This window comes from Variovorax sp. CCNWLW235 (genome assembly GCF_037204085.1).
Lineage (GTDB): Bacteria > Pseudomonadota > Gammaproteobacteria > Burkholderiales > Burkholderiaceae_C > Variovorax.
The window spans coordinates 226,067-251,027 of record NZ_JBBCBW010000007.1 but is presented as its reverse complement, the minus strand read 5'-3'; the positions used below and the strand labels follow the sequence as shown (position 1 = coordinate 251,027).

Genomic DNA, 24,961 nt, shown 5'->3' with positions numbered 1-24,961 from the left:
GAACCACCGCGGAACCGGTTTTTCCGGGCCGTGGCTGCAGCCCGCTGCGCAGGGAGGACGGCATGCGTGACCAGGCCTTGTTCGACAAGATCGATTTGCACCTCATACGGGTGCTGCACACCGTGCTGACCGACCGCAGCGTTTCGCGCGCCGCCATTCGCCTGGGCATGTACCAGCCGGCCGTTTCGGCCGCGCTGAAGCGCCTGCGCGAACTCTCGGGCGACCCGCTGCTGGTGCGCTCGGGCTCGGGCATGGTGCCGACCGATGCGGGGCTGCGCATGATCGAGCCCGCGGCCAGCATTCTGCGTGCCGCCGAAATGCTGTTCTCCGATGCGCGCGGCTTCGAGCCGCAATCGGCGGCGACCACCTTCCGCATTGCGGCCAGCGACTACATGGACCCGCTGTTCCTGCCGATGCTGGTGGCGCACGTGAAGCGCGAGGCGCCGCTGTGCCAGATCGAGATCCATGCGCTCACGCCCGATTCGGACTACCACGGCCACCTGGCCCTCGGCCAGGTCGACCTGGTCATCGGCAACTGGCTCAAGCCGCCCGAAGACCTGCACATGGCCCGGCTCTTCGGCGACGAGGTGGTGTCGCTGGTCAACCAGGACCATCCGGCCGTGCGCCGCGGCTGGGACCTGGAGACCTGGCTCGCGGCCGAGCACATCGCGCCCACGCCCATGCACCCGGGCGGGCGCGGCATCATCGACCAGATGCTCGACGAGCTGGGCAGGCAGCGCAACATCACGGCGCGCTGCGCGCACTTCAGCCTCATTCCGGACATGGTGGCCTCGAGCCTCCTGGTGCTCACCACCGGCCGCCAGTATTGCGAGCGCTTTGCCGCACGGCTGCCGGTGAAGATTCTCGATTGCCCGGTGGCGCTGCCGCGCCTCATGTACTACCAGCTCTGGCACGAGCGCACCCATTCGTCGAGTTCCGCGCGCTGGCTGCGCGAATGCATCAAGGACGTGGCGGCCTCGCTGCGGCCCGCCTTCACCACCCAGGCCCAGCGGGCCGTCGCAGCGGAGGCTCCCGACCCGCCCTGACGAATCCTTCGGCCGCGCCGGCGTCGCGGCCGGGGCGACGATGAACGAACCGCCAAATACAACAGCTGGAGACAAGCGACATGAACAGGTTTGAAGAGGTGCCCAAGGTCACCGATCCCCACGCCTCGGGGACAGCCGCGCGCACCGCGCCGCGGAATGCGGGCTTGCTTGAACGCATGTTCAAGCTCACCGAGCACAACACCACTGTGCGCACCGAAGTCATCGCAGGGCTCACCACCTTCCTGACGATGGCCTACATCATCTTCGTGAACCCGTCGATCCTCGGCGACGCGGGCATGCCCAAGGGCGCGGTGTTCGTGGCCACCTGCCTGATCGCGGCGCTGGGCACGCTGATCATGGGCCTGTATGCCAACTACCCGATTGCCATGGCGCCAGGCATGGGGCTGAACGCCTACTTTGCCTACGTGGTGGTGCTGGGCGTGGGCTACACATGGCAGGTGGCGTTGGGCGCGGTGTTCATCTCGGGCTGCCTGTTCCTCATTGTCACGGTCACCGGATTGCGGGAGCTGTTCATACAGGGCATACCGCAGTCGCTTCGAACGGCGATCACCGTGGGCATCGGCATGTTCCTCGCGCTCATCGCGCTCAAGAGCGCGGGCGTGGTCGCTGCCTCGCCGGCCACCTTCGTCACGTTGGGCGACCTGCATTCGGCGCCGGTGGTGTTGGCCACGCTGGGCTTCCTGGTGATTGTGGCGCTCGACCGGCTCAAGGTGCGCGGTGCCATATTGATCGGCATCCTGCTGGTGACGGTGCTGTCGTTCTTCTTCGGCGGCAACAAGTTCCACGGCGTGTTCGATGCGCCGCCGTCCATTGCGCCCACCTTCATGCAGCTGGACATCCTTGGCGCACTGAAGGGCGGCATTTTGAACGTGGTGCTGGTGTTCTTTCTGGTCGAGATGTTCGACGCCACCGGCACGCTGATGGGCGTGGCCAAGCGCGCCGGCCTCTTGGTGCCCGGCAAGATGGAGCGCATGAACAAGGCGCTCCTGGCCGACAGCGGCGCCATCTTCGCGGGCTCGCTGCTCGGTACCTCGAGCACCACGGCCTATGTGGAAAGCGCGGCCGGCGTGCAGGCGGGTGGCCGCACCGGCCTCACGGCCGTGGTGGTGGCGGGGCTGTTCCTCGCTTGCCTCATGATCTCGCCGCTCGCGGGCTCGGTGCCGGCCTACGCCACCGCACCGGCGCTGCTGTTCGTGGGCTGCCTGATGCTGCGCGACCTGGTCGAGCTCGACTGGGAAGACACCACCGAGGTGATTCCGGCGGCGGTGACCGCGCTGGCCATGCCTTTTACCTACTCGATTGCCAACGGCCTGGCCTTTGGCTTCATCACCTACGCCGTGCTCAAGCTCTTCACCGGCCGGGCACGGGAAGTGCATGCGATGGTCTGGGTGATCGCAGCAATTTTCCTGTTCAAGTTCGCCTACATCGGCGGACACTGAGCAAAGCGCCGTCGGGCGCCGATGGTTGCGGGGACGCTATTAAACTTGTAGCTATGTTTTCCGCTTGTTGCTGTTGAACGAGACAAACCCACGAAACCCGGCATGACAACCCCCAGACTCCAGCTCGCGAACATCACCAAGCGCTACCCCGCGGTGGTGGCGAACAGCGACATCTCGCTGGCCGTGGCGCCCGGCGAAATCCATGCAGTGCTCGGCGAAAACGGCGCCGGCAAGTCGACGTTGATGAAGATCATCTACGGCTCGGTCAAGCCCGACGAAGGCACGGTGGTCTTCGACGGCCAGGCCGTCAACCTGCGCAACCCGCAGCAGGCAAGGGCGCTGGGCATCAGCATGGTGTTCCAGCACTTCAGCCTGTTCGACACGCTCACCGTGGCCGAAAACGTGTGGCTGGGCCTGGACAAGTCTCTGCAGCTGGCCGAGGTGGCCCGCAGCATCACGGCCAAGGCGAGCGAATACGGGCTCGACATCGATCCTTCGCGCCCGGTGCACACGCTCTCGGTAGGCGAGATGCAACGGGTGGAGATCATCCGCGCGCTGCTCACCAACCCCAAGCTGCTCATCCTGGACGAGCCGACCTCGGTGCTCACGCCGCAGGCGGTCATCAAGCTCTTCACGGTGCTCAACAAGCTGGCCTCCGAAGGCTGCAGCATCCTCTACATCAGCCACAAGCTGCACGAAATTCGCGAGCTGTGCACGGCGTGCACGGTGCTGCGCGGCGGCAAGGTCACCGGCGTGTGCAATCCGCAGAACGAAAGCAACGAGTCGCTCTCGCGGCTGATGATCGGCGCCGAGCCGCCGCCGCTCAAGCACCGACCGGTGCATGCGGGTGCGGTGGCGCTGCATGTCGACAGGCTTTCTCTTGCGCGTGAAGACCAGTTCGGCGTCGACCTCGACGGCATTTCGTTCGACGTGCGCGCCGGCGAGGTGGTCGGTATTGCGGGCGTGTCCGGCAACGGCCAGAAAGAACTGCTCTACGCGCTCTCGGGCGAAGACGTGCGTGCCGAGGCCGCGATGGTGCGGGTGTTCGACAAGCCCGCCGGACGACTGCGGCCACGCGCGCGGCGCGCGCTCGGCCTGCACTTTGTGCCGGAAGAACGGTTGGGCCGCGGCGCGGTGCCCACGCTCGGCCTTGCGCACAACCTCCTGCTCACGCGCGGCAATGCGGTGGGCAAGGGCGGCTGGATCCGCACCTCGGCGCTCGAAAAACATGCCCGCGGCATCATCGAGCGCTTCAATGTGAAGGCCGGCGGACCGAATGCCGCGGCGCGGTCGCTCTCGGGCGGCAACCTGCAGAAGTTCATCGTCGGCCGCGAGATCGACGCCAACCCCAAGCTTTTCATCGTCGCGCAGCCGACCTGGGGCGTGGACGTGGGCGCCGCCGCACTCATTCGCAGCGAAATTCTTGCGCTGCGCGATGCAGGCTGCGCCGTGCTGGTGGTGAGCGAAGAACTCGACGAGCTGTTCGACATCAGCGACCGGCTGCACGTGATTGCCAAGGGCCGGCTGTCGCCCTCGATCGACCGCGCCGCCGCCACGCTGCCGCAGATCGGCGAGTGGATGAGCGGCCTTTGGGATAAGAAGAACAACAACAAGGAGGCGGCCCATGCTTAAGCTCGAACCTCGCCCGGAGCTTTCGCGCTTCTGGACCTTTGCCTCGCCGATCCTGGCGCTGCTGATCACCGTGCTCATCGGCGTGGCGCTGTTCGCCGCGCTGGGCAAAGACCCGGTCAAGGGCCTGCTGGTGTTCTTCTACGAACCCATCAAAAGCGGCTACGCCATCGGCGAGCTCACGATCAAAGCCACGCCGCTGCTCATCATCGCGCTCGGCCTGGCCGTGTGCTTTCGCTCCAATGTGTGGAACATCGGCGCAGAGGGCCAGTTCGTGTTCGGCGCCATTGCCGCGGGCGGCGTTGCGCTCATGGCCGACAAGACCACCGGCTCATGGATCGTGGTGGCCATTCTTGTTGCGGGCACCCTTGGCGGCATGGTGTGGGCCGGCATCGTGGCGTTCTTGCGCGACAAGTTCAACGCCAACGAGATCCTCGTGAGCCTGATGCTGGTGTATGTGGCCACGCTGCTGCTCGGCTACATGGTCTTCGGCCCCTGGAAAGATCCGCAGGGCTACAACTTTCCGCAATCGAAAACCTTCGAGGCCGTGACGCAGATTCCGCGGCTCTTCAAGGGTTCGCGTGTGAGCATCGGGTTGATCATCGCGCTGCTCGGCGTGGGCGCCTTGTGGGTGTTCCTGTTCCGAACGCGCGCGGGTTTCGCGCAGCAGGTCGGCGGGCTCGCCCCGGCGGCCGCGCGTTATGCAGGCTTCTCGGCGCGGCGCGCAATCTGGATCGCGCTGCTGACCTCGGGCGGCGCAGCAGGCCTGGCCGGTGCGCTCGAGGTGGCCGGCCCGCTCGGCCAGCTCACGCCCTACGTGCCGGCCGGCTACGGCTTCGCGGCCATCATCGTGGCCTTCGTCGGCCGGCTGCACCCGGTGGGCATGGTGTTCTCGGCCATCCTCATGAGCATGTTCTACATCGGCGGCGAGCTCGCGCAGTCGCGCCTGGGCCTGCCCAAGTCGCTGACCGGTGTGTTCCAGGGTTTGCTGCTCTTCACGCTGCTGGCCTGCGACACGCTCATCGCCTACCGCATCCGCCGCAAGGCAGCCGCCAAGGCCGTCGCCACCCACACGACGAGCTCGCTGCAAGTCAGCACGCCGTTGACTGCCCCGGCCGCGCGGTCGACCGAAGGAGCGCTCTGAATGAACCGCCGAACACCAGCAGCGTGCCCCAGTGCACAGGGCATCGGGTGCTCCGCGCAGCGAAATAAAGGAGGAGCCGAAGGCGGGGGACATTCGCGGAGGGGAGTACCCGGTGGCCTTTGCACCCGCCCTGAACAGCAACACCAAACAAGCACCCCACGCCGGAGCAACTGAAAAATGGACAGCTACGCACTCCTGCTGGGTTCCACCCTCAGCGCCGGCACCGTACTTGCCATCGCCGCACTGGGCCTTTTGATCAACGAGAAAGCCGGCATCGTCAACCTGGGCGCCGAAGGCATGATGCTCTGCGCCGCCATCGCCGGCTTTGCGACGGTCGTCATCACGCACAACCCCTGGCTGGGTTTCCTGGCGGGCATGGCGGCCGGCGCATTGCTCGCGGCCTTCTTCGGCGTGCTGGTGATCTGGCTCAACACCAACCAGTACGCCACCGGGCTTGCGCTCAGCCTCTTCGGCGTCGGCTTCTCCGCCTTCGTGGGCATCAACTTCGTGCAGGCCAAGCTGCCTGAAAGCGTGTCTTACGCCGTACCGGTGCTCAGCGACATTCCGCTCGTCGGACCCGCGCTGTTCCGGCACCACCCCATGGTGTACTTTGCCGTGGTGCTGACCTTCGGCCTGATCTGGTTCCTGTACCGCACCCGCGCCGGCCTGGTGCTGCGCTCGGTGGGCGAGTCGCCCGAATCGGCGCATGCGCTCGGCTACCCCGTGCGGCGCATCCGCTTCATGGCGGTGATTGCGGGCGGCGCGCTGTGCGGTCTGGCGGGCGCTTACCTCTCGACCGTCTACACGCCGCTCTGGGTCGAGGGCATGGTCGCGGGCCGCGGCTGGATTGCACTGGCGCTCACCACTTTTGCCACCTGGCGGCCCATTCGCGTGCTGCTGGGCGCCTACCTCTTCGGCGGTGTCTCGATGCTGGGTTTTCACCTGCAGAGCAGCGGGGTCGATGTGCCGCCGCAGTTCCTCAGCATGCTGCAATACATCGCGCCCATCGTCGTGCTGGCGCTGATTTCGCGCAACCCGGCGTTCATTCGCATCAACATGCCGGCATCCATCGGAAAGCCGTTCTACCCCGGCTCATAATCTCGTTTTTCGTTTTCCGCCAACCTGTCCTTTTTTGAGGATTTCCGACAATGAATGATCTGAACAAGCGCTCTTCCCTGCTCAAGCTCGCCGCCCTCACCGCGGTGGCTTCGGCAGCCCTGATCGGCTGCGGCAAGAAAGAAGAGGCGGCGCCACCGGCCGCGGCCCCCGCGCCCGCCCCGGCGCCTGCTGCCGCCGCACCGGCACCGGCCGCGCCGCTCAACATCGCATTCGCATACATCGGTCCGGTGGGAGACGGCGGCTGGACCTTCGCGCACGACAACGGCCGCAAGGCGCTCGAGAAGGAATTCGGCGACAAGATCAAGACCACCTTCGTCGAGAGCGTGCCCGAAGGCGCCGACGCCGAGCGCGTGTTCCGCGACATGGTCGGCCAAGGCAACAAGCTGATCTTCGGCACCACCTTCGGCTACATGGAGCCCATGCTCAAGGTGGCCGCCGACAGCAAGGAAGTGAAGTTCGAGCATGCCACCGGCTACAAGACCGCCGAGAACATGCGCACCTACGACAGCCGCACGTATGAAGGCGCCTACATGGCCGGCGTGATTGCCGGTGCCATGACCAAGAGCAACACGCTCGGCGTGGTGGGCTCGGTGCCGATTCCCGAGGTGCTGCGCAACATCAACAGCTTTACGCTCGGCGCGCAGTCGGTCAACCCGAAGATCACCACCAAGGTGGTGTGGGTGAACGAATGGTTCAGCCCGCCCAAGGAAACCGAAGCCGCTACGGCCCTCATCAACGGCGGTGCCGACGTGCTGTTCCAGAACACCGACTCGCCGGCCGTGCTCAAGACCGCACAGGAAAAAGGCAAGCGCGCCTTCGGCTGGGATTCGGACATGACCGCCTACGGCCCCAAGGCCCACCTGGCCTCTGCCACCATCAACTGGGCTCCGTACTACATCAAGGCCACGCAAGACGCGCTCGACGGCAAGTGGGCCACCGGCCAAAGCTGGTGGGGCGTGAAGGAAGGCGCCATCGACATCGTCTCCATCGCCGAAGACGTGCCGGCCGACATCAAGACCAAGGTCGAAGAGGTGAAGAAGGGCCTGAAGGACGGCAGCTTCGTGATCTGGAAGGGCCCGATCCTCGGCCAGGACGGCAAGGAAGTGGTCGCCAAGGACGCAGTGGCCGACGACAAGTTTCTCTCGGGCGTGAACTTCTACGTCAAGGGCGTGGAAGGCAAGGTGCCGGGCGGCGACAAGAAGTAATCGCTTCGAGCCTTGCATTCAGAAAAGGGTCGCCTCCGGGCGGCCCTTTTTGTTTTTGCGCGGCTGAAGATCAGCTCGGGCAACCGCTCAACGGGCCGGGATATTCCATCTCGAGCATGACCCAGTCGCGCCGCGATGCGCCGTAACGCTCGCCAATCTCGCACAGCGTGCGGTCCAGTTGCTGCACGGGCTTGAGCGTTGCCGAGAGCGGAAGGGGCGGCGCTTTCCCCTTGCCGGAGGGCTGCGCAATGAGCTCCAGCCCGCTGCGCAGCGTCACCGGCCCTGAAGCCGACACCGCCTCGACGCTGGCGCGCCCGCTGCGCGACCAGGCATCGGCCACCAGCGCCAGGGCGATGTCGTCGCTGCCATTGCGCACCTCGATGCTGCGCCGCTGCTGGCGCCAGAACGCGGCCTTGTTCAGCAGGAAGTCGGCTCTGCGGCCTGCGTCAAGATAGAACGGCGTGCTGTCGTGCCCGGGGCTCCAGGAGGCCACGCCCAGCTCGACGGCGAGCGCCTTTGCCTTTTCGGGCCCGCCGATGGCTTCGACCAGTGCGAGCATGGTCGGCACCGAGGCGGTGATGCCCGTGGTCGTGGCAACGCCGCGGTCCACCACGTAGCGCTGGTGCGGCACGTAGGTGGCGCCCGGGTGGCGCTTCTGCAGCGTGCCGCGGTCGTACCAGTGGCCCGCAAAGCGCCGCCCGTCGAGCAGGCCGGCGCGGCCGACCACCAGCGCGCCGGAGCAGACGCCGATCACGCGTGCACCCAGTGCTGACTGCTGCTTCAGCCAAGCGGAAACGGCGGGGTCGCCCTCGGTGATCATCGCGGGCACGATCACGTAGTCGGCGCCCGACGGGTTCTGCCGGTCGAAGCCCGCAAAGTCCTGCGCGCCGTCGATCTCCAGTGCGGGATACAGGCTCACCCGCCCGGCGCGCGGGGCCACGATGCGCACCTCGGCCACATCGGCACGCCTGAGCACCGCATGCGGCAGCAGCAGGTCGGTCATTTCGGTGCCTTCGTTCAGTGCGAGCACGGCCACCACGGGCCTGCCGGCACGGCGGGGCTCGAGGGCCTCGACAAAGGCCTGCTTCTCGCGCTCGCTGCGGGCCGCATCGGTAGGAGGGGGTGGCAGCGGTGTCGCGCTCCCGCTGCAGCCTGCCAGCGCAAAGGCTGCAATACTTGCTCCGATCAGCGCCCCAACCCATCTCCACATGGCCATACCCTTGTCGACGTGACGATGCCCTGAGACTACGAATGCAGACCCTGACCCACAAGGACGAAGAAGCCGCGGTTTCTGCCAGCGATGTGGTGCTTGTCGCGTTCGACGGTGTCGAGGCCATCGACGTCGCCGGCCCCGCAAGCGTGTTCAGCAAGGCCGAGCTGCTGCGCCCTGGCAGCTATCGCTTGCACATCGCGTCGCCATCGGGCGGCAACGTGCTGACGAACGGCGGCCTGAGCTTTGCCGGAACCTGCAACCTGCGGCAATTGCCCGCCGTCATCGATACGCTCGTCGTCGCAGGTGGCGACGAACCGGGCGTGCGCGCGGCCATCGTGGAGCAGCGCATCGGCGCATGGCTTGCGGAAGTTGCGCCCGGCGTACGCCGCATTGCCAGCGTATGCAGCGGGGCGTTTGCGCTCGCCGCGGCCGGCCTGCTCGACGGCCGCGAGGCCACCACGCACTGGCGCGCCTGCGACCAGCTGCAGGCGCTGTGGCCGCAGGTGCGGGTGCAGCGCGAACGCATCTACGTGCATGACGGGCCGGTGTGGACATCGGCCGGCGTCACCACCGGCATCGAGCTTGCGCTCGCGCTGGTCGAAGACGACCTCGGCCATGCCGTGTCGATGGAGATCGCCCGCACGCTGGCGCTGCCCATGCTGCGCGGCGCCGAGCAGCCGCAGCTGAGCCAGGCGCTGCAGGCGCAGGCCTCGGCGAGCCATCGGCTGCGCGAACTGGTGGCTTGGATCGGCACGCATCCGCAGGACGATCTGTCGGTGGAGGCGCTGGCCGAGCGTGTGCAGATGAGCCCGAGAAATTTCGCGCGCGCCTTTGCGGCCGAGACCGGCCGCACGCCGGCGCGCTTTGTTGAACAGATTCGCGTGGCAGCCGCCGCGCAACTGCTGCGTCAGACGCAGTGGCCGCAAGACCGGATCGCGAGCCTCAGCGGCTTCGGATCGGTGGATGCACTGCAGCGCGCCTTCGCGCGGCAGCACGGCCTGACGCCGCAAGCCTATCGAACCCATGACCAAACTTGACGCCAGCACCCTCGCATTGATCGACAACTGCGCCCAAGCTTCCATCCAGCTCCTGGAACGCAACCTGACGCCGCACGGCATCCTGGCCGCCAGCCCCACGGAGGCGGCGGTGGCGCGGCGCTACACGCGCATCTTCGGGCGCGACGCCGCCATTTGCGTGATGGCAATGTGCGGCAGCGGCGTGCCCGCGCTGGAGAAGGGCGCCGTCGCCAGCCTCGATGCGCTCGCGGCGCAGCAGGCCGCCAACGGGCAGATTCCCAAGTACGTCGACCCCGAAGGCCTCGACGCCGACTTCTGGTACCTGGGCTGCATCGATGCCACGCTGTGGTGGCTGATTGCGGTGGACCATGTGCGCCGCCATGGCCAGGTCGGTGCCTCGCATTGGAGCGGCGAGGTGGAGCGCGCCATCGGCTGGCTGCTGGCGCAGGAGCACCAGCACTTCAGGCTGCTGCAGCAGAACGAGGCCAGCGACTGGGCCGACATCATGCCCCGCTCGGGCTATGTGCTGTACACCAACGCGCTCTGGTACGACGTGAAGCGCCGCTTCGCGCTGGACCGCGCCGAGGCCACCGAGCACCACTTCAACCACCTGTTCAATCCGTTCCAGCAAGACCTGCCCGAATACCACCGCGCACGCTTGCTTCGCCATTACGCGCGACGCGGCCGGGACGACCCGGGCCTGTATCTCAGCTTCGTCAATCTTTCATTCGTGGGCAACGAGGGCGATGTGTTCGGCAACGTGCTGGCCATACAGAGCGGGCTGGCCGACGCTTCCATGGCGCGCCGCATCGTCAAGACCATCGTGGCCGCGCGCGCTGCAGAACCTTACCCCGTGCGCGTGGTGCTGCATCCGCTCACGCGCGAGCATGCGCTGTGGCGGCCGTACATGGCGCGCCATCAACAGAACGTGGTGCACCAGTATCACAACGGCGGCATCTGGCCGTTCGTCGGCGGCTTCTGGGTGATGGCGCTCGCGCGCATGGGCCTGCACGATCTGGCCTGGCCCGAACTCGCGCGCCTTGCGCACGTGAACGAGCTCGGCGACTGGCGGTTTACCGAGTGGTTCCATGGCCGCACGCTGGTGCCGATGGGAATGGCGGGCCAGAGCTGGAACGCCGCCACCTTCCTGCTTGCGCAGCGTGCCCTTCAGGACGGCGAGGCGGCCTGGTAGCTCAAACCGTGAGAACGATCTTGCCGATGTGGCCCGCGCGTTCGAGGTACTGGTGGGCCTGCACCACATCGTCGAGCGCAAAGCTGCGGTCGATGCGCATCTGCAAGGCGCCGCTGGCCAAGCCCCCGTTGACGAAGCCCAGCCCGCGGCTGAACGCATCCTCGTCGCGCGGCAGGCCCATGGTGGGTGAGCCGATGAACTCCAGCACTGTGTAGACGTGGAAGCGCCAGCTCTTGCGAAACTGCGCAAGAACCGGATACCTGAGCTCCGCGCCGCCGGAGAGTCCGTACAGCACATACCAACCGCGCTGCGCGACCACGCCGCCGAGCCGCTCGAGCTGCGCACCGCCCACGCCGTCGTACACCAGGTCGACGCCGCGCCCGCCGGTGAGCGCCAGCACGCGTTCGACCACGTCTTCGTCTTGCGTGACCACCACATGCGTCGCGCCCGCATCGAAGAGCGCCTGTCGCTTGGCCGCCGTGCGGGTGGTTGCAATGGCAACGATGCCGGCCGCACGCGCCATCTGCAGCGCCGCAATGCCCGTGCCCGACGAGGCGCCTGTGACGAGCATCGTTTGCCCGCGCTGTAGCCGCGCCATCTCGAACATCGGAAAGTAGCCCGTCAGGTAGGCCATGTAGGCGCCGGCGGCTTGCGCGGGGGAGAGCCTTTCAGGGTAGCGGACCACGTGGGTGGCGGGGAACAGGATGCTCTCGCCATAGGTAGGGTAGCGGCCCTGGTTGGCACCGGGCAGAACCGCAACCCGGTCGCCGATGGAGAAGCCGCTGACACCCGCGCCGACCGCGTCGATGGTGCCGGCCGCCTCGTTGCCCAGGCCGGCCGGCAGGGTCGCGTCTTCGATGTACAAGTTCTGCCGCCACAGCGCATCGGCCCAGTTCAGGCCGATGGCCTGCACCGCGATGCGCACCTCGCCGGCACCGGGCGAGGGCGTAGCCACCTGCTCGATCTTCAGCACCTCGGCACCGCCGAACTCGTGGAAGCGAACCATCTTGCTCATACAAAAACACTCCTTGAAAGAACGAGGGTTGCAACACTGGGCAACCGACCACGCCAATCTAGTGGCCCCAAGACAATCAAGGAAATTGATTCATACGATATTCGGTATGCACGCAATCGATAGCTCCAACGCGCCTGCATGAAACCTATCGAACTCAGCCGAATCGACCTAAACCTGCTCACCGTTCTGGCGGCACTCATGCGCGAGCGGCACGTGAGCCGCGCCGCCGAGCGCCTCAACCTGGGGCAGCCCGCGGTGAGCCACGCGCTTGGGCGGCTGCGCGAGCTCACGGGCGATCCGCTGCTGGTGCGCCAGGGACGGGTGATGGAGCCGACCGAGCGCGCGCTGGCGCTGATGCAGGGTCTCGGGCCGGCACTCGAGCAGATCGAGGCGACGCTGCGCGCGCAGGCGGAATTCGAGCCCGAGCGCGCCGCGCCGGTGTTTCGCATCGGCCTGACGGACGACCTGCAGATCGCGATGCTGCCGCGGCTGCTTCGCGCGCTCGGTGCCGAGGCGCCGCGCGCCAGGCTGGTCACGCTCACGGTCTGCTATCGCAACGCTGCGCAGCATCTGGACGACGGGCAGGTCAGCGCGGTGATGAGCTTCCTGAAAGACCTGCCTGCGGGCGCGAAGGTCCGCAAGGTTCGCACGGCGCGTTTCGCACTGCTGCGCGCCGACACCGGCGCCGGAAAGCTCACGCTCGACGACTACTGCCGCCGGCGGCATGTGCTCGTGACCTACGCAGGTGACCTCTGCGGCACCGTCGACGAAACACTGAGCGAGATCGGCAGGCAGCGCGATGTGGCCTTTTCTGTGCCGCAGTTCGGCAGCCTGCCCGCGGTTTTGGCCGGCACCGAGCTGCTGGCCACGGTGCCCGAGCACGTGGCGCAGGCGCTGTCGGCGCAAGGCGGGCTTCGCTACGAGGCTTTGCCGTTCGAAAGCCCGAGCTACCAGATCAAGCTGGCGTGGCGCGCCGTAACCGACAAAGACCCGGCGGAGGCCTGGTTGCGCAAGGCGATGCTGCGCGCCTTTGGCGATTGAAGCAGCGCCGATATGATCGGCGCCAAACTCACTGGGAGACCGGTATGCGGGTGCACGGCAAGACAAGCCTCCTGGCCACCATGGCGGCCTCGCTGCTCTTTGCGGCCTTGCCGCTCAGGGCCGCACCGGCCGACGAGCCGGCCGTCTGGCCGACTGCCGGATGGCTGGCAAGCACACCCGAGGCGCAAGGCATGGATTCCGCCGCCATCGCCAGGCTGGTCGACTTTGGCGCCGCCAACGCGATGGACAGCCTGCTCGTCACGCGCCACGGGAGGCTGGTTGCCGAGGCCTACTACGCACCCTATCGCGCCAATCTCAAGCATGCGGTGAACTCCACCACCAAGGCCGTCGTCGGAACGCTCACCGGCATGGCAATCCAGGACGGGCTGCTGGCTTCGCGCGACCAGCCGGTGATCGACTTCTTTCCAGAGCGAAGCATTGCGAATCTCGATGCATCGAAGAAGGCAATGACCCTCGCGCACCTGCTCGATATGACCTCGGGCATCGACTGGAAGGAAAAGCTCGACGGTTCGGCACCAGAGACAGGCCTGCAGTTTGTACGCAGCCGCGACTGGCAAGGCTTTGTGCTCGACCGCCCGATGGCGCAGCCGCCCGGCGGAAGCTTCAACTACAACAGCGGTAACACGCATCTGCTGTCGGCCATTCTTGCGAAGAAAACAGGCGGCAGCACGCTGGCCTATGCGCAGCGCAGGCTGTTCCAGCCGCTGGGCATCGGCGACGTTCGCTGGCGCAAGGATCCGCAGGGCATCGAGACCGGCGGCTTCGGCCTTTATCTGCATCCGCGCGATATGGCGAAGATCGGCTACCTCTACCTACGCAAGGGCCAATGGGAAGCGCGCCAGCTGCTGCCCGCCGCGTGGGTGGAGCAGGTCTTTCAAGCATCGGTGGACATGGGCTTCAAGGATGCGCCCGTTTTCCGCTATGCGAACGGCTGGTGGACCATTCCGGAAAAGCGTGCCTACATTGCCGCGGGCATGAACCGGCAACTGATCATCGTGATGCCGGACATCGATGTGGTGGCCGTGGTCACGGGGCGGCGCAACTACCTGCTGCCTCCGTTCATCGACATGATCGCGGCCGCCGCCCGTTCGGCCCGGCCGCTGCCTGAAGACGGCGCTGCGCAGGCCTTGCTGGCCGATCGCATTCGCGCCGCGTCCGTAGAAAAGCAAAGTCCCGTGGCGCCCGCACCCGAGCTTGCCGCGGCGGTCTCACGCAAGGTCTGGCAATTCGACCGCAATGTGTTGGGGGTTAGACGTCTGATGCTCGATCTCACGGCCGCCACCCCAAGCTACGAAATACTCTTCGACAACGGCCGCACCGATGCGCCGGCCGAGCCGGTGACCGGGCCGCTGGGGCTCGACGGCTACTACCGCATCAACGAGAAGGTTGCCGAAGCACCGGTCGCAGTCAGGGGCGACTGGACCGACCCGCAGAGCTTTCGCATCTTCTCGCGTTCGCTGAGCGATGGCGACGTGTCGATGTACCTGCTGCGCTTCGATGGCGCCAGGCTGAACGTGGCTTTCGAGAACAACCGAGGCTTCAAGACCCAGGTGCAGGGCAGGGCCGCGGATTAGCGGCAACCATCGAATCAGGCAGCAGTCGCCACGATTTTGTCGATGGCCTCCACGGCACGCGCCAAGCCATTTTCCGCACGCATCTTCTCGCCCAAGGCGTGCGCCTTGGCACGCACTTCCGGGCGGTCTGCAAATGCAATGGCCCGCGCCAGTTGGTCCGCGCCCAGGCGGTTGCCCGCGACCGCCTCGGGCGCAACGCCTGCCAGCGCCAGCCGGTGCGCCCAGAAGAACTGATCGCCCGCAAACGGCACCACCACCGACGGCACCCCCGCGCGCGCGGCCGAATGCGCGGTGCCCGAGCCGCCGTGATGCACCACCACCGCCATTCGCGGAAACAGCCAGTCATGCGGCGTGTCGCCCACCACATGAAAGTTGGCGGGGAGCTGCTGCACGTCGATGCCGCTCCAGCCGGGGTTGAGCACGGCGCGCCGGCCCGCGACGGCATCGACCACCACCTGGCGCAGGCGGCTCGCATCGAACCCGGTCATGCTGCCGAAGCCGATGTAGACCGGTGGCTCGCCCGCGGCGAGGAAGGTGCTCAGCGACTGCGGCGGCTGCCAATCAGGGACCGGCGGAATCCACTGACCGCACACGGCGGCGTTTGCGGGCCAGTCGGCCGGCCGCGGCACAAGGCTGGGCGAAAAGCCGTAGAGCGCCGGATGCGCGGTCCACATGCGGCGGCGCGGCGGCAGGCCGCACACTTCGGCACGTGCCGCATTCAGCGCCGGCCGGAATGCACGCCACAGCATTGCGGTGACCAGATGATGGCTGGCGCGGTTCAGAAAGCGCGGCACGCGCGAAGGCGGCAGGAAAGGCGATGCGAACTCACGGGTCGGAGTGAGCGGGAACATGCCGGCACCGATAGCCGGCACATCGAGTGCTTCCGCCGCCGACAGCCCCACGAAAGCGGTGAGCCCTGCGCACACGATGGCGTCGCAGCCGCGCGCGGTCTCGACCGTTTGCCGCAGCCAGGCCGCGGCTTGCGCGTTGGCAATGTCCGCGAGCGCCTTGGCGGCCGCTCCGGGCCGCTCGCTCTGCGCCACGACGTTGGCAATGGCCCCGCCGGAGCCCAGCGCGCCGCGGATGTCGCCTGCCAATGCATGCGAGCGCACGCCGAGCCGCTGCGCGGTGCCGAGCGTGGATGCGTCCGCCAGCAGCACCGACGCGTGGCCCGCGTTGTCGAGCGCATGGCACAGCGCCGCGAGCGGGCGGGTATCGCCCTCGGTGCCATAGGTAACGACGGCGATCTTCATGCGCGCTTTCTCCGCAGTGGCTTGTCGGCGGCACGGGCGCCGCCGACAAAGATTTCGACAATGACCGCAAACTCGTCGCCGAGCACCAGGCCCGGCTGCGTGAGCCATCGCATGAGCGCGCCGAAGTACAGGTGGTGCAGCAGCGAAGCCAGGTGCTCGGCGGGCAGGTCGGCGCGCAGCGAGCCGTCTTGCTGCGCCTGCCCGATCAGCAGCGCAAAGAGCCCTGCAAGGTCGCGCGGGCGTCCCTGGGCATCGCCGGCGTCGAGCTCGTCCTCGATGTTGAGAAAGCGAAACCGGAAGTAGTCGAGCAGGTAGGCCCGGTAGCGCTCCGACCATTCGGCCGACGCGTCGAGCAGCTGCATCAGCCGCGACTCGAAGCTGCCGGGCTTCTCGGCCAGCCGGCTCAGCCGTTGGGTGTCCTCGGCCAGCTCCTTGTGCACCCAGTGCGCGAGGATCGCTTCCTTGGTTGGAAAGTGGTTGTACAGCGTGCCCTTGGCCACGTCGGCCTGCAGCGCGATCTGTTCCATGGTGGTGGCGTTGTAGCCATTGGCCTCGAAGAGCCGCATGGCAACGGTTGCCACGCTGTCGAGCGTTTGGGCGCGGCGCCGCTCGCGCCTGCCTGTAGGTTCTGCGTCTGCCAAAGGTCAGCCATTGAAATGTGAACGTCGTGCAAGTTTATACGATGTTCATAATTGACGCGGGTCGAGTCGGGCGGGTGCGGAAGATCCAAGGCTGGTGTCCGCCCGCGGCACGGGATATAAGACATTTTTTCCTGGGAGCCGCATCGCCATGCCAAGCCAAACCGCCTCGGTCGCAAGCGCAACCCTTTTGCAGGACACGGCGCCGATCGTCGAGCAGTTGCCCGCCGCAATTTTTCGCAAGGACACCGCGGGACGGTTCGTCTTCGTGAACGAGCGGTTCAGCCAGCTCAAGCGCACATCGGCCGACCGCATCCTTGGCCGCACTGCCACCGAGATCGCCTCTTCCGATGCGGCGCAAGAGGCGGATTCGCCGTGGCGGCCGGAACTCGCCGAGCGGGAAGACCGGCAGCACGCGCAGGTCATCCAGACGGGGCAGCAGCTCGAGCGGGAAGAAGTTCTTTGTGGCGCGGGCGGCCAGCCGCAGATCTGGCAGGTGGTCGAATCCGCGGTGCTGGGGCCGGGTGGGGCGGTCATCGGCAGCCAGGGCGTCATGCTCGATGTGACCCGGCGCCACCGCGAAGACGAGATGCTGGCGAACGAGCGCGATCTTCTTCGCGCGCTCCTGGACAACTCCCCGGACCACATCTACTTCAAGGACGCGCAGTCCCGCTTCATCAAGACCAGCACGGCCCAGGCCCTTGAATTTGGAATGTCCACGCCCGAGGGGCTGGTGGGCAAGTCCGATTTCGACGTCTTCTCCGACGACCATGCACGGCCGGCCTTCGAAGACGAGCAGGAGATCATCCGCACGGGCCTGCCGATGATCGGCAAGGTGGAAAAAGAAACCTGGATCGACGGGCGGCCCGACACCTGGGCCTTGACCACGAAGATGCCGCTGCGCAACCGCGCGGGCGAGATCATCGGAACCTTCGGCATCACCAAGAACATCTCGGACCTGAAGGAGGCCGAGCGCCAGATTGCCGAGGTTCACAAGCAGCTGGTCGAGGCCTCGCACCTGGCGGGCATGGCCCGCATTGCCACCAATGTGCTGCACAACGTGGGCAATGTGCTCAACAGCGTGAACGTCTCCGCAGCGCTCATTCTTTCGCGCGTTCGTGCTTCCAAGGTGGCCGGGCTCGCGCGGGCGGTGCAACTGCTGGATGAGCATGCGGATGACCTGGGCGCGTTCCTGGCATCGGACCCCAAGGGCAAGATGATTCCCGGTTATTTGCGCCAGCTGGCTTCAGCGCTGGTGACGGAGCAAAACGACGCCATCAAGGAGCTTGCGGTGCTCAGCAAGAACGTGGAACACATCAAGGAGATCATTGCCGCGCAGCAGGCCCATGCCGGAGCTTCGAGGCTGCTGGAGAAGGTGCAGATCCGCGGTCTGGTCGAAGATGCGCTGCGCATCAACGAAGAGGCACTGAAGCGGCGCCAGATGGTGATCGACAAAGAGATCGCTTCCGTTCCCGAATTGATGCTCGACCACGGGCGAATACTTCAGATTCTGGTGAACCTCATCAGCAACGCCGAGCAGGCGATGGACGGCGTGACCGACCGCGAGCCGAGGCTCACGGTGCGGGTGAACCTGACGCCCGCGCAGCGGCTTCGCATCTGCGTGGCGGACAACGGCGTGGGCATAGAGACGCAGGCGCTGACCCAGGTGTTCGTGCACGGCTTCACCACCAAGAAGACCGGCCATGGGTTCGGCCTGCACAGCGCGGTGATTGCCGCGCATGAAATGGGCGGCACCCTCACGGCGCACAGCGACGGGCCCGGCACCGGTGCGGCGTTCACGCTCGAGCTGCCGGTCGAAACCAAGGCAGCAGCCGCCCCGCTCAGCGCAGGCTGAACAGCGCGGCTGCGTTGCCCCACGCAATGCGCTGCGCCACGTCGGGCGGCAGGTCGCCAAGCCAGGTGCGGTAGCCGCGCATGATCTCGTCGTAGGCGCTCCAGCGCTGGTTGACCCAGGTGTCGGAGCCGACCACAAAGCGCTCGGGGTACTTGAGCAGCAGCGCGCGCCATTCGGGGCACAGCTTGCCGCCCTCGCAGGTGAGCCCGGGGCGATAAGAAAGCTCGCCCATCAGCAGCGGATAGCGCTCCAGCAGCGCCTGCACCCGCTCGATCGGCGCGCCGCCGATGCCCGTGTGCGCCCAGATGAGGCGCAGCGATTGGCCCTTCGAAGGCGCATTGGCCATCAGCAGGTCGATTGCCACGTCGTCCACGTGCGCAAGCACCGCCAGCTTTTGCCGCTCCGCCAGCGCAATGAGCTTCTTGGCAACGGGGCCGTTGGCATTGGCGCTCTCGTACAGGTGGAACTCGCCGATACCGCGGTAGGGCCCGCTTGCGGTGCCGCGCGCCAGTTCGGTCTGCACCATCTCGTGAATGGTTTCGTCGCGGAACCAGTTGCTGTAGTCGTCGCGGTTGCGGTACAGGCGCACGAAGGGCACCACGGTAACGCCCGCCTCGCGGGTTTCGCGCGCCGCGGCCAGGGTTTGCGTGCCGGCGTTGGGCCGCGAGTTGGCGATGATCGCCTTCACGTTGTTGCGCTGCATGCGCGCGAGCGCCTCGGCCGGCGGATACGGCCCGGTATTGCCGTCCCAGGCTTCCTGGTTGTAGTGCAGGTGCGTGTCGAACAGCGGGCCGGCGTACGGGGTCTGCGCAAGGGCGGAAGGCACGGCAACCGCCGAGCAGGCGGCCAGAAGCAGGGCTGCAATAGGCGCAATGGCTCTCATGGAATCCTCATGCGGGTGGAAGCCCGATTATCCGGGTCGCGGCGGCCTCGCGCACGGGCGCGGCAGCGCTTATGCTGTGCGCAATCACAACGCCCGATTTGCCCCACCATGACCGACTACCGACCCGTCTTCGACAAGAGCTTCGGCAACATTGCCGCCGACCGCCTGCCCGAGCTGCTGCGCGCCATGCCCAAGGCCGAGCTGCACATGCACATCGAAGGCTCGCTCGAGCCCGAGCTGATCTTCGCGCTCGCGCAGCGCAACGGCGTGAGCATTCCCTACGCGAGCGTGGAAGACTTGCGCCGCGCCTACGCCTTCACCAACCTGCAGAGTTTTCTCGACATCTACTACGCCGGCGCCAGCGTGCTGCTGAAGGAGCAAGACTTCTACGACATGGCCTGGGCCTACCTGGAGCGCGCCGCGGCCGACAACGTGGTGCACACCGAGATGTTCTTCGACCCGCAGACGCACACGGCGCGCGGCGTGCCGATGGAGGTGGTGGTGAGCGGCCTGCACCGTGCGTGCGTCGACGCGGGGCCGAAGCTCGGCGTGAGCGCGGCGCTCATCCTGTGCTTCCTGCGCCACCTGAGCGAACAAGAAGCCTTCGAGACGCTGGAGCAGGCGCTGCCGTTCCGGGACTTGTTTCTTGGCGTTGGGCTCGATTCGAGCGAGGTGGGCCATCCGCCCGAAAAGTTTGCGCGCGTGTTCGCGCGCTGCCGCGAACTGGGCTTGCACCTTGTCGCACATGCGGGCGAGGAGGGCCCGCCAGAGTACGTGTGGAGCGCGCTCGACGTGCTGAAGGTAGAGCGCGTCGACCACGGCGTGCAGAGCGCGAAAGACCCGGCGCTGATGAAGCGGCTTGCGCAAGACCGCATTCCGCTCACCGTGTGCCCGCTGTCGAATCTCAAGCTCTGCGTGTTCCCGGACCTGGCGCAGCACAACCTCGGCGCGCTGCTCGATGCGGGCCTGGTCGCTACCGTCAACTCGGACGACCCGGCGTACTTTGGCGGCTACATGAACCAGAACTTCACGCAGACCTTTGCGGCTACCGGGCTGAATGTGCAGCAGGCCTGGCAGCTCGCGGCCAACAGCTTCGAAGGCAGCTTCATCGACGCCAGTGCCAAGCGCGCCTACGTCGACCGGCTCAACGCGGTCTTCGCGACCTTCTGACCGGCATCCGCGGCGGCATGTTGCCGCGGAACCAGCAGCGGCATTGCCACCAGCGCACAGGCGCTGGCTGCAAGCCACACCAGCGCCCAGCCCTGCAGCGCGAGCAGGTGCGGAATGGAAAAGGGCGTGACAAAGCACACCAGGAACACGCTGGTGTTCGCCATGCCCAAGGCGGTGCCGGCGCGGGCCGCACCGGCCAGCGTGGCCAACTCTGTGTAGGCCACGCCGTGCCAGGCCGATACGCAGACACCGCTCGCCGCCAGCAGTACCACCAGCGCCACGCGCAGGGCCGCTGAATCGGCCGCGTGCGTGCCTGCCGCCACCACCAGGCCCGCGAGCCCTGCAAACAGCAGCACGCTCAGTGCGCTGCAGGCGCGCAGATAGGCGGGGCGGTTGAGCCGGCGGTCGGTCCAGCGGCCGCTCCATACGCGCATCACCATCGCGCCGATCTGTATGAACACCATCGTGGCGGTGATGGTTGCAAGCCTGGCATGGCCGAAGTCGTGCAGGAACACGGTGCCGAAAGAGAGCACCGCGAACTGCGGCGCACACAGAATGCCGATGCCGCCCACGATGCGCCAGACGCGCGCGTCGCGCAGCGGACCACTCTGCGGCGCGGCAGCGGCTTGCGCAACGTCGGCTTTTGTCCGCGGCGCAATCGGCGGCTCATGCACCCAGGCCCAACTCATCACCGCGCTCAGCATGCACAGCACCGCCAGCAGACCGTAGAGCGCGGCAAAGCCGAAGTGCAGCGCCACAAAGGGCAACACCAGTGCGCCGATGCCGCCACCCAACGGCACGGCGGTCTGGCGGATGCTCATGGCGAGCCCACGCTCTCCGGCATCGAACCACGTCATCACCGCCCGGCCGCTCGCGCCGTTGACGCTGCCGCCGAGCAGGCCCACCAGCAGCAGCCCCGCACCCAGCCAGCCCAGGCCGGGAATGTGCTGCGCGCTGGGGGCCGCCCAAAGCGCCATTGCCGCGAGCGCGATGGTGGTGCTGCCCAGGCCCATCAGCAGCACCGGCCTGTCACCCCAGCGGTCGGTCAACAGGCCCCAGGGCAGCTCGCTCACCGCAATGCCCAGGCCCATCAGGCCCAGCACCAGGCCGAGTGTGGCGTTGTCGAGCTGGTAGCCGGTGCGCATCAGTACCGCGGTCATCGGAATGCCGCTGAAGGCCACGGAGAAGGCCGCATTGGCGGCCACGCCCGCGGCCAGCACCTTCCAGCGATGGCTGGGCGGGAACGAAGAAGAGGAGGTCGATGGATTCATTTGCGGTGCAGTTTCCGCCGTTGCAAAGGTTTTGAAAATCAGAAAATAATGATGCAACCGTTCAAAAAAACAGGACGATTGCTGAAAGGTGAATCCATGTCCCAGGTGATGTTCGATCTCGACGTGCTGCGCAGCTTTTCCACCGGCATCGCACTGGGGAGCTATGCGCGCGCGGCCGACCGGCTGGGCCGCTCCACGTCGGCGGTGAGCGCGCAGCTCAAGAAGCTAGAGGCGCAGGCCGGCACGGCGCTTTTCCGCAAGGCCGGCCGCGGCCTGGAGCTCACCGATGCAGGCGAAACCCTGCTTGCCTACGCGCATCGCATGCTCGAACTCAACGAAGAAGCCGGCGCCGCCATGCGCGGGGCGGACTTGCAGGGCTGGGTGCGGCTCGGCCTGCAGGAAGACTTCGGCGAGACGCTGCTGCCCGCCGTTCTCGGGCGCTTTTCGCGCGCGCACCCCAAGGTGCGCATCGAGGCCTGCGTGGCGCGCAGTGCCGAGCTGCGCGAGCGGCTCGAACTCCGGCAGCTCGACCTGGCGCTGGTGTGGGATACCGGCGAACAGATGACGCCGCACGGGGAGCGCGTGGCGCGGCTGCCGCTGCAGTGGATCGGCCCCCGGGCGCCCGATGCGCTCGACGCGCCCTGGTGGAAAGAGCGCGAGCGCCGCAGCGGCGCCCGCAAGACCAGGGAGCCGCTGCCGCTGGTGCTGCTCGATGCGCCGTGCCCGCTGCGCGAGATCGTCACCGCCGCGCTCGACCGCGCGGGCACGCCGTGGCGGCATGCGTTCACCAGCGCCAGCCTTGCGGCCTTGTGGGCGGCCACGTCGGCGGGCCTGGGGCTTTCGGTTCGCACGCCCTTCGGCCTGCCTGCGCATGTGCGCCCCATCGATCGCACGGCGGTGGGCCTTCCGGCGTTGCCGCAGATGTCGCTCATGCTCTACCGCGCGCAGGCCGCGGCCGAGACCCCCGTGGAGCGGCTTGCCACGCTGCTGCTGGAGGCCGTGCGCCAGCATGTGCAGCTGGAGCCCGCGCAGCTTCACTGAACGGCGCCCGCTAGAATCCGCACCCCGCAGCAGGGCGTCCCGGCCGGCTGCGGGTTTTTGCTTTTTCGGGGCCATGTAGAGGACCACCATGTACAAAAACCTCGCGGGCCGCGCCGTTCTGGCGTGGGCAGCCGCCTGTTTTTTATCTCCCGCCTTTTCGCAACCGCAGGCTCCCAAGGAGCCGCTGAAGATCGGCTTCGTCTACGTGGCGCCGGTTACCGATGCCGGCTGGGTGCGCCAGCATGAAGAGGGCCGCAAGGCCGTCGATGCGGCACTCGGCGGCAAGGTCAAGACCACCTTCGTCGAGAACGTGCCCGAAGGGGCCGACGCCGAGCGCGTGATCCGCGACCTTGCGCAGCAGGGCAACCGGCTGATCTTCACGCCCAGCTTCGGCTACATGGAGCCAACGCTCAAGGTGGCGCGCGACTTTCCGGATGTGAAGTTCGAATCGGTCACCGGCTACAAGGCCGCGCCCAACGTGGCAACGGCCAACGCGCGCTACTACGAAGGCCGTTACCTCGCAGGCATTGCGGCCGGCCGCATGACAAAGACGAACGTTGCGGGCTACGTGGCGGGTTTTCCGATTCCCGAAGTGCTGCAGGGCATCAACGCCTTTACGCTTGGCATGCGTTCGGTCAACCCGAATGCGAAGGTGGTCGTGGTGTGGCTCAACGAGTGGTTCGACCCGCCGAAGGAGCGCGACGCGGCCATGGCGCTGTTCAACCAGAACGCCGACGTCGTCGCTTTTCACACCGGCTCCACCGCGGTGATGGCCGCGGCGCAGGAGCGCGGCAAGATGGCCGTGGCCTACCACTCCGACATGCGCAAGATTGCGCCCGATGCGCAGATCGTCGCGGTCACCCACCAGTGGGGCGGCTACTACACGCAGCGCGCGCAGGCGGTGCTCGACGGCAGCTGGAAGAGCGGCAATGTCTGGGGCGGCGTGAAGGAAGGAATGATCCGCGTCGGCGACTTCGGCACCAAGGTGCCCAAGGCCGTGCAGCAAGAAGTGCTGGCGCGGCAGAAGGACATTGCCGCGGGCAAGCTGCAGCCGTTTCGCGCGGTGAACGGCGACGTGCGCGACAACGAGGGCCGTGTCGTCATCGCGAAAGGTGCGCAGCTGAACGACGAGCAGATCCTGAAGATGAACTGGCTTGCCGAAGGCGTGCAGGGGCGCGTCGCGCGTTAGCCCAGTCGCGCTAGCCCAGCCGCTCGACCACAAAGTCGACGAAGGTCCGAAGCTTGGCGCTGGGCCGGGCTTCGGGCAGCCGCATGATGTGGACCTGCCTCGTCGGCAGCTCCCACTTGGGCAGCAACCGAACCACCTGACCCGAGGCCAAGGCAGGGCCGAGCAATGCATCGGCCTGCACGATCACCCCGACGCCCGCAATCGCCGCGGCCAGCAACGCCTGGCCGTTGTTGGTGCTGAGCGGGCCGCGCACCGGCACATGCACCGTCTGGCCGTTGCGCGTGAAGCGCCATGAATGGTTCGGCCCCCACGCCGCGAAGCCCAGCAGCGGAAAAGCTTCCAGCTCGGACGGGTGCTTCGGAAGCCCGTGGCGCGCAACCCAGGCGGGGCTTGCCACCGCGAACATGCGTGCCAATGCGAGCGGCCGTGCAATGAGCCGTTCATCGACCGCGGCGCCCGAGCGGATGCCGCAGTCGAATCCCTCTTCGGCCAGATCGACCACGCGGTCGTTCAGGTTCAGGTCCACCTTCACCTGCGGATAGGCCGCGATGTACTCGGCAATGACAGGTGTGAGCCGGTGCGCGCCATAGGCAACGGGCGCTGTCACGCGCAGCACGCCTTGCGGCATGGCGCGCAGCGACTCGGCCACGCCGTCGGCCGTGTGCACGCTCGCGAGCACGTCGCGGCAGCGCTCCAGGTAGGCGGCGCCGATTTCCGTGAGCGCGTGGCGCCGCGTGGTGCGCTCAAGCAGGCGAGCGCCGAGCTGATCTTCAAGTGCGCGGATGTGCTTGCCGACCATTACGGCCGAGAGATCGAGCGCCTCGGCCGCTGCGGCAAAGCTGCCCGCGTCCACCGTGGCGACGAAGACTTCCATTGCGCGCAGCTTGTCCATATTAAGAACCCAAAGTTTCGAATTGCCTAACCGGATGGCAATTTATCAAACTATCGATTCGCAAAACAATGGAGCCTTCCTGATTCATTTGGCG

The 24,961-nt window shown here is 66.8% G+C and carries 21 protein-coding genes; 14 read left to right on the top strand and 7 right to left on the bottom strand.

The features are described from left to right. The first annotated feature begins 62 nt into the window (after positions 1-62). The 6 genes from V9L21_RS11280 to V9L21_RS11255 all read left to right on the top strand — a co-directional run bounded on the left by V9L21_RS11280 (position 63) and on the right by V9L21_RS11255 (position 7,603). The gene (locus tag V9L21_RS11280; protein WP_258501765.1) at positions 63-1,046 is read left to right on the top strand and encodes a LysR family transcriptional regulator; all 984 of its coding nucleotides are present in this window, start codon (positions 63-65) and stop codon (positions 1,044-1,046) included. A 176-nt stretch (positions 1,047-1,222) separates the two neighbouring features. Further along, positions 1,223-2,506 (top strand): NCS2 family permease, encoded by a 1,284-nt coding sequence (locus tag V9L21_RS11275; protein ID WP_443304684.1) that lies wholly within the window; start codon positions 1,223-1,225, stop codon positions 2,504-2,506. Between the two features lie 102 nt (positions 2,507-2,608). After that, positions 2,609-4,138, top strand: coding sequence for an ABC transporter ATP-binding protein (locus tag V9L21_RS11270; RefSeq protein WP_337311860.1), 1,530 nt, complete (start codon positions 2,609-2,611; stop codon positions 4,136-4,138). Further along, positions 4,131-5,279, top strand: a complete 1,149-nt coding sequence (locus V9L21_RS11265) for an ABC transporter permease (RefSeq protein ID WP_337311858.1) — start codon at positions 4,131-4,133, stop codon at positions 5,277-5,279. Before V9L21_RS11270 ends, V9L21_RS11265 begins: the two co-directional genes overlap by 8 nt. 177 nt (positions 5,280-5,456) lie before the next feature. Further along, positions 5,457-6,377: an ABC transporter permease gene (locus V9L21_RS11260; protein ID WP_258501762.1), complete on the top strand. Its 921-nt coding sequence runs from the start codon at positions 5,457-5,459 to the stop codon at positions 6,375-6,377. A 50-nt stretch (positions 6,378-6,427) separates the two neighbouring features. After that, positions 6,428-7,603 (top strand): BMP family ABC transporter substrate-binding protein, encoded by a 1,176-nt coding sequence (locus tag V9L21_RS11255; protein ID WP_337311856.1) that lies wholly within the window; start codon positions 6,428-6,430, stop codon positions 7,601-7,603. A 70-nt stretch (positions 7,604-7,673) separates the two neighbouring features. Here V9L21_RS11255 and V9L21_RS11250 read toward each other — a convergent pair whose 3' ends face one another. Continuing rightward, complete coding sequence (locus V9L21_RS11250; protein WP_443304682.1) at positions 7,674-8,813, bottom strand: DJ-1/PfpI family protein; 1,140 nt, start codon at positions 8,811-8,813, stop codon at positions 7,674-7,676. Positions 8,814-8,854: 41 nt separating this feature from the next. On the opposite strand from V9L21_RS11250, the gene V9L21_RS11245 reads away from it, so the two are divergent. Both V9L21_RS11245 and V9L21_RS11240 read left to right on the top strand, forming a co-directional pair. Further along, on the top strand, positions 8,855-9,853 hold the full coding sequence (locus V9L21_RS11245) for a GlxA family transcriptional regulator (protein WP_337311852.1): 999 nt from the start codon (positions 8,855-8,857) through the stop codon (positions 9,851-9,853). Next, entirely contained in the window at positions 9,840-11,024 is a 1,185-nt protein-coding gene (locus V9L21_RS11240; protein WP_337311850.1) for an amylo-alpha-1,6-glucosidase, read from the top strand. Before V9L21_RS11245 ends, V9L21_RS11240 begins: the two co-directional genes overlap by 14 nt. 1 nt (position 11,025) lies before the next feature. On the opposite strand, the gene V9L21_RS11235 is transcribed toward V9L21_RS11240, so the two are convergent. Beyond that, on the bottom strand, positions 11,026-12,039 hold the full coding sequence (locus tag V9L21_RS11235) for a zinc-dependent alcohol dehydrogenase family protein (RefSeq protein WP_337311848.1): 1,014 nt from the start codon (positions 12,037-12,039) through the stop codon (positions 11,026-11,028). 138 nt (positions 12,040-12,177) lie between these two features. On the opposite strand from V9L21_RS11235, the gene V9L21_RS11230 reads away from it, so the two are divergent. Both V9L21_RS11230 and V9L21_RS11225 read left to right on the top strand, forming a co-directional pair. After that, positions 12,178-13,080: a LysR family transcriptional regulator gene (locus V9L21_RS11230; RefSeq protein ID WP_337311846.1), complete on the top strand. Its 903-nt coding sequence runs from the start codon at positions 12,178-12,180 to the stop codon at positions 13,078-13,080. A gap of 44 nt (positions 13,081-13,124) precedes the next feature. Then, positions 13,125-14,675, top strand: a complete 1,551-nt coding sequence (locus tag V9L21_RS11225) for a serine hydrolase domain-containing protein (protein WP_337311844.1) — start codon at positions 13,125-13,127, stop codon at positions 14,673-14,675. 14 nt (positions 14,676-14,689) lie between these two features. Here the strand turns inward: V9L21_RS11225 and V9L21_RS11220 are convergent, their stop codons facing one another. Together V9L21_RS11220 and V9L21_RS11215 are read right to left on the bottom strand one after the other, a co-directional pair. Next, on the bottom strand, positions 14,690-15,928 hold the full coding sequence (locus V9L21_RS11220; RefSeq protein ID WP_337311842.1) for a glycosyltransferase: 1,239 nt from the start codon (positions 15,926-15,928) through the stop codon (positions 14,690-14,692). Next, positions 15,925-16,569, bottom strand: coding sequence for a TetR/AcrR family transcriptional regulator (locus tag V9L21_RS11215; protein WP_337311840.1), 645 nt, complete (start codon positions 16,567-16,569; stop codon positions 15,925-15,927). The genes V9L21_RS11220 and V9L21_RS11215 overlap by 4 nt, the downstream gene beginning before the upstream one ends. A gap of 148 nt (positions 16,570-16,717) precedes the next feature. On the opposite strand from V9L21_RS11215, the gene V9L21_RS11210 reads away from it, so the two are divergent. Beyond that, positions 16,718-18,421: a PAS domain-containing protein gene (locus V9L21_RS11210; protein WP_337311839.1), complete on the top strand. Its 1,704-nt coding sequence runs from the start codon at positions 16,718-16,720 to the stop codon at positions 18,419-18,421. Here the strand turns inward: V9L21_RS11210 and V9L21_RS11205 are convergent. Further along, positions 18,408-19,304 (bottom strand): amidohydrolase family protein, encoded by an 897-nt coding sequence (locus V9L21_RS11205; RefSeq protein ID WP_337311837.1) that lies wholly within the window; start codon positions 19,302-19,304, stop codon positions 18,408-18,410. The genes V9L21_RS11210 and V9L21_RS11205 overlap by 14 nt on opposite strands. 108 nt (positions 19,305-19,412) lie before the next feature. Here V9L21_RS11205 and V9L21_RS11200 point away from each other — a divergent pair, with 108 nt between their 5' ends. Then, entirely contained in the window at positions 19,413-20,474 is a 1,062-nt protein-coding gene (locus V9L21_RS11200) for an adenosine deaminase (protein ID WP_337311835.1), read from the top strand. Here V9L21_RS11200 and V9L21_RS11195 read toward each other — a convergent pair. Continuing rightward, entirely contained in the window at positions 20,435-21,745 is a 1,311-nt protein-coding gene (locus V9L21_RS11195) for an MFS transporter (RefSeq protein WP_337311833.1), read from the bottom strand. The two genes, V9L21_RS11200 and V9L21_RS11195, sit on opposite strands and share 40 nt — an antisense overlap. Positions 21,746-21,841: 96 nt before the next feature. On the opposite strand from V9L21_RS11195, the gene V9L21_RS11190 reads away from it, so the two are divergent. Together V9L21_RS11190 and V9L21_RS11185 are read left to right on the top strand one after the other, a co-directional pair. Beyond that, positions 21,842-22,786 (top strand): LysR substrate-binding domain-containing protein, encoded by a 945-nt coding sequence (locus V9L21_RS11190; RefSeq protein WP_337311830.1) that lies wholly within the window; start codon positions 21,842-21,844, stop codon positions 22,784-22,786. Positions 22,787-22,874: 88 nt separating this feature from the next. Further along, positions 22,875-23,975: a BMP family ABC transporter substrate-binding protein gene (locus tag V9L21_RS11185; RefSeq protein ID WP_337311829.1), complete on the top strand. Its 1,101-nt coding sequence runs from the start codon at positions 22,875-22,877 to the stop codon at positions 23,973-23,975. Positions 23,976-23,985: 10 nt separating this feature from the next. Here V9L21_RS11185 and V9L21_RS11180 read toward each other — a convergent pair whose 3' ends face one another. Beyond that, positions 23,986-24,849 carry a LysR family transcriptional regulator gene (locus tag V9L21_RS11180; protein WP_337311827.1) on the bottom strand — a complete coding sequence of 288 codons (864 nt, stop codon included), beginning with the start codon at positions 24,847-24,849 and terminating at the stop codon, positions 23,986-23,988. Between the last annotated feature and the right edge of the window lie 112 nt (positions 24,850-24,961).

Bases quoted from the DNA above. Each gene is read 5' to 3' on its own strand.
- V9L21_RS11280 (WP_258501765.1), top strand. From the start codon at position 63: ATGCGTGACCAGGCCTTGTTCGACAAGATCGATTTGCACCTCATACGG.
- V9L21_RS11275 (WP_443304684.1), top strand. From the start codon at position 1,223: ATGTTCAAGCTCACCGAGCACAACACCACTGTGCGCACCGAAGTCATC.
- V9L21_RS11270 (WP_337311860.1), top strand. From the start codon at position 2,609: ATGACAACCCCCAGACTCCAGCTCGCGAACATCACCAAGCGCTACCCC.
- V9L21_RS11265 (WP_337311858.1), top strand. From the start codon at position 4,131: ATGCTTAAGCTCGAACCTCGCCCGGAGCTTTCGCGCTTCTGGACCTTT.
- V9L21_RS11260 (WP_258501762.1), top strand. From the start codon at position 5,457: ATGGACAGCTACGCACTCCTGCTGGGTTCCACCCTCAGCGCCGGCACC.
- V9L21_RS11255 (WP_337311856.1), top strand. From the start codon at position 6,428: ATGAATGATCTGAACAAGCGCTCTTCCCTGCTCAAGCTCGCCGCCCTC.
- V9L21_RS11250 (WP_443304682.1), bottom strand. From the start codon at position 8,813: ATGTGGAGATGGGTTGGGGCGCTGATCGGAGCAAGTATTGCAGCCTTT.
- V9L21_RS11245 (WP_337311852.1), top strand. From the start codon at position 8,855: ATGCAGACCCTGACCCACAAGGACGAAGAAGCCGCGGTTTCTGCCAGC.
- V9L21_RS11240 (WP_337311850.1), top strand. From the start codon at position 9,840: ATGACCAAACTTGACGCCAGCACCCTCGCATTGATCGACAACTGCGCC.
- V9L21_RS11235 (WP_337311848.1), bottom strand. From the start codon at position 12,039: ATGAGCAAGATGGTTCGCTTCCACGAGTTCGGCGGTGCCGAGGTGCTG.
- V9L21_RS11230 (WP_337311846.1), top strand. From the start codon at position 12,178: ATGAAACCTATCGAACTCAGCCGAATCGACCTAAACCTGCTCACCGTT.
- V9L21_RS11225 (WP_337311844.1), top strand. From the start codon at position 13,125: ATGCGGGTGCACGGCAAGACAAGCCTCCTGGCCACCATGGCGGCCTCG.
- V9L21_RS11220 (WP_337311842.1), bottom strand. From the start codon at position 15,928: ATGAAGATCGCCGTCGTTACCTATGGCACCGAGGGCGATACCCGCCCG.
- V9L21_RS11210 (WP_337311839.1), top strand. From the start codon at position 16,718: ATGCCAAGCCAAACCGCCTCGGTCGCAAGCGCAACCCTTTTGCAGGAC.
- V9L21_RS11205 (WP_337311837.1), bottom strand. From the start codon at position 19,304: ATGAGAGCCATTGCGCCTATTGCAGCCCTGCTTCTGGCCGCCTGCTCG.
- V9L21_RS11200 (WP_337311835.1), top strand. From the start codon at position 19,413: ATGACCGACTACCGACCCGTCTTCGACAAGAGCTTCGGCAACATTGCC.
- V9L21_RS11195 (WP_337311833.1), bottom strand. From the start codon at position 21,745: ATGAATCCATCGACCTCCTCTTCTTCGTTCCCGCCCAGCCATCGCTGG.
- V9L21_RS11190 (WP_337311830.1), top strand. From the start codon at position 21,842: ATGTCCCAGGTGATGTTCGATCTCGACGTGCTGCGCAGCTTTTCCACC.
- V9L21_RS11185 (WP_337311829.1), top strand. From the start codon at position 22,875: ATGTACAAAAACCTCGCGGGCCGCGCCGTTCTGGCGTGGGCAGCCGCC.
- V9L21_RS11180 (WP_337311827.1), bottom strand. From the start codon at position 24,849: ATGGAAGTCTTCGTCGCCACGGTGGACGCGGGCAGCTTTGCCGCAGCG.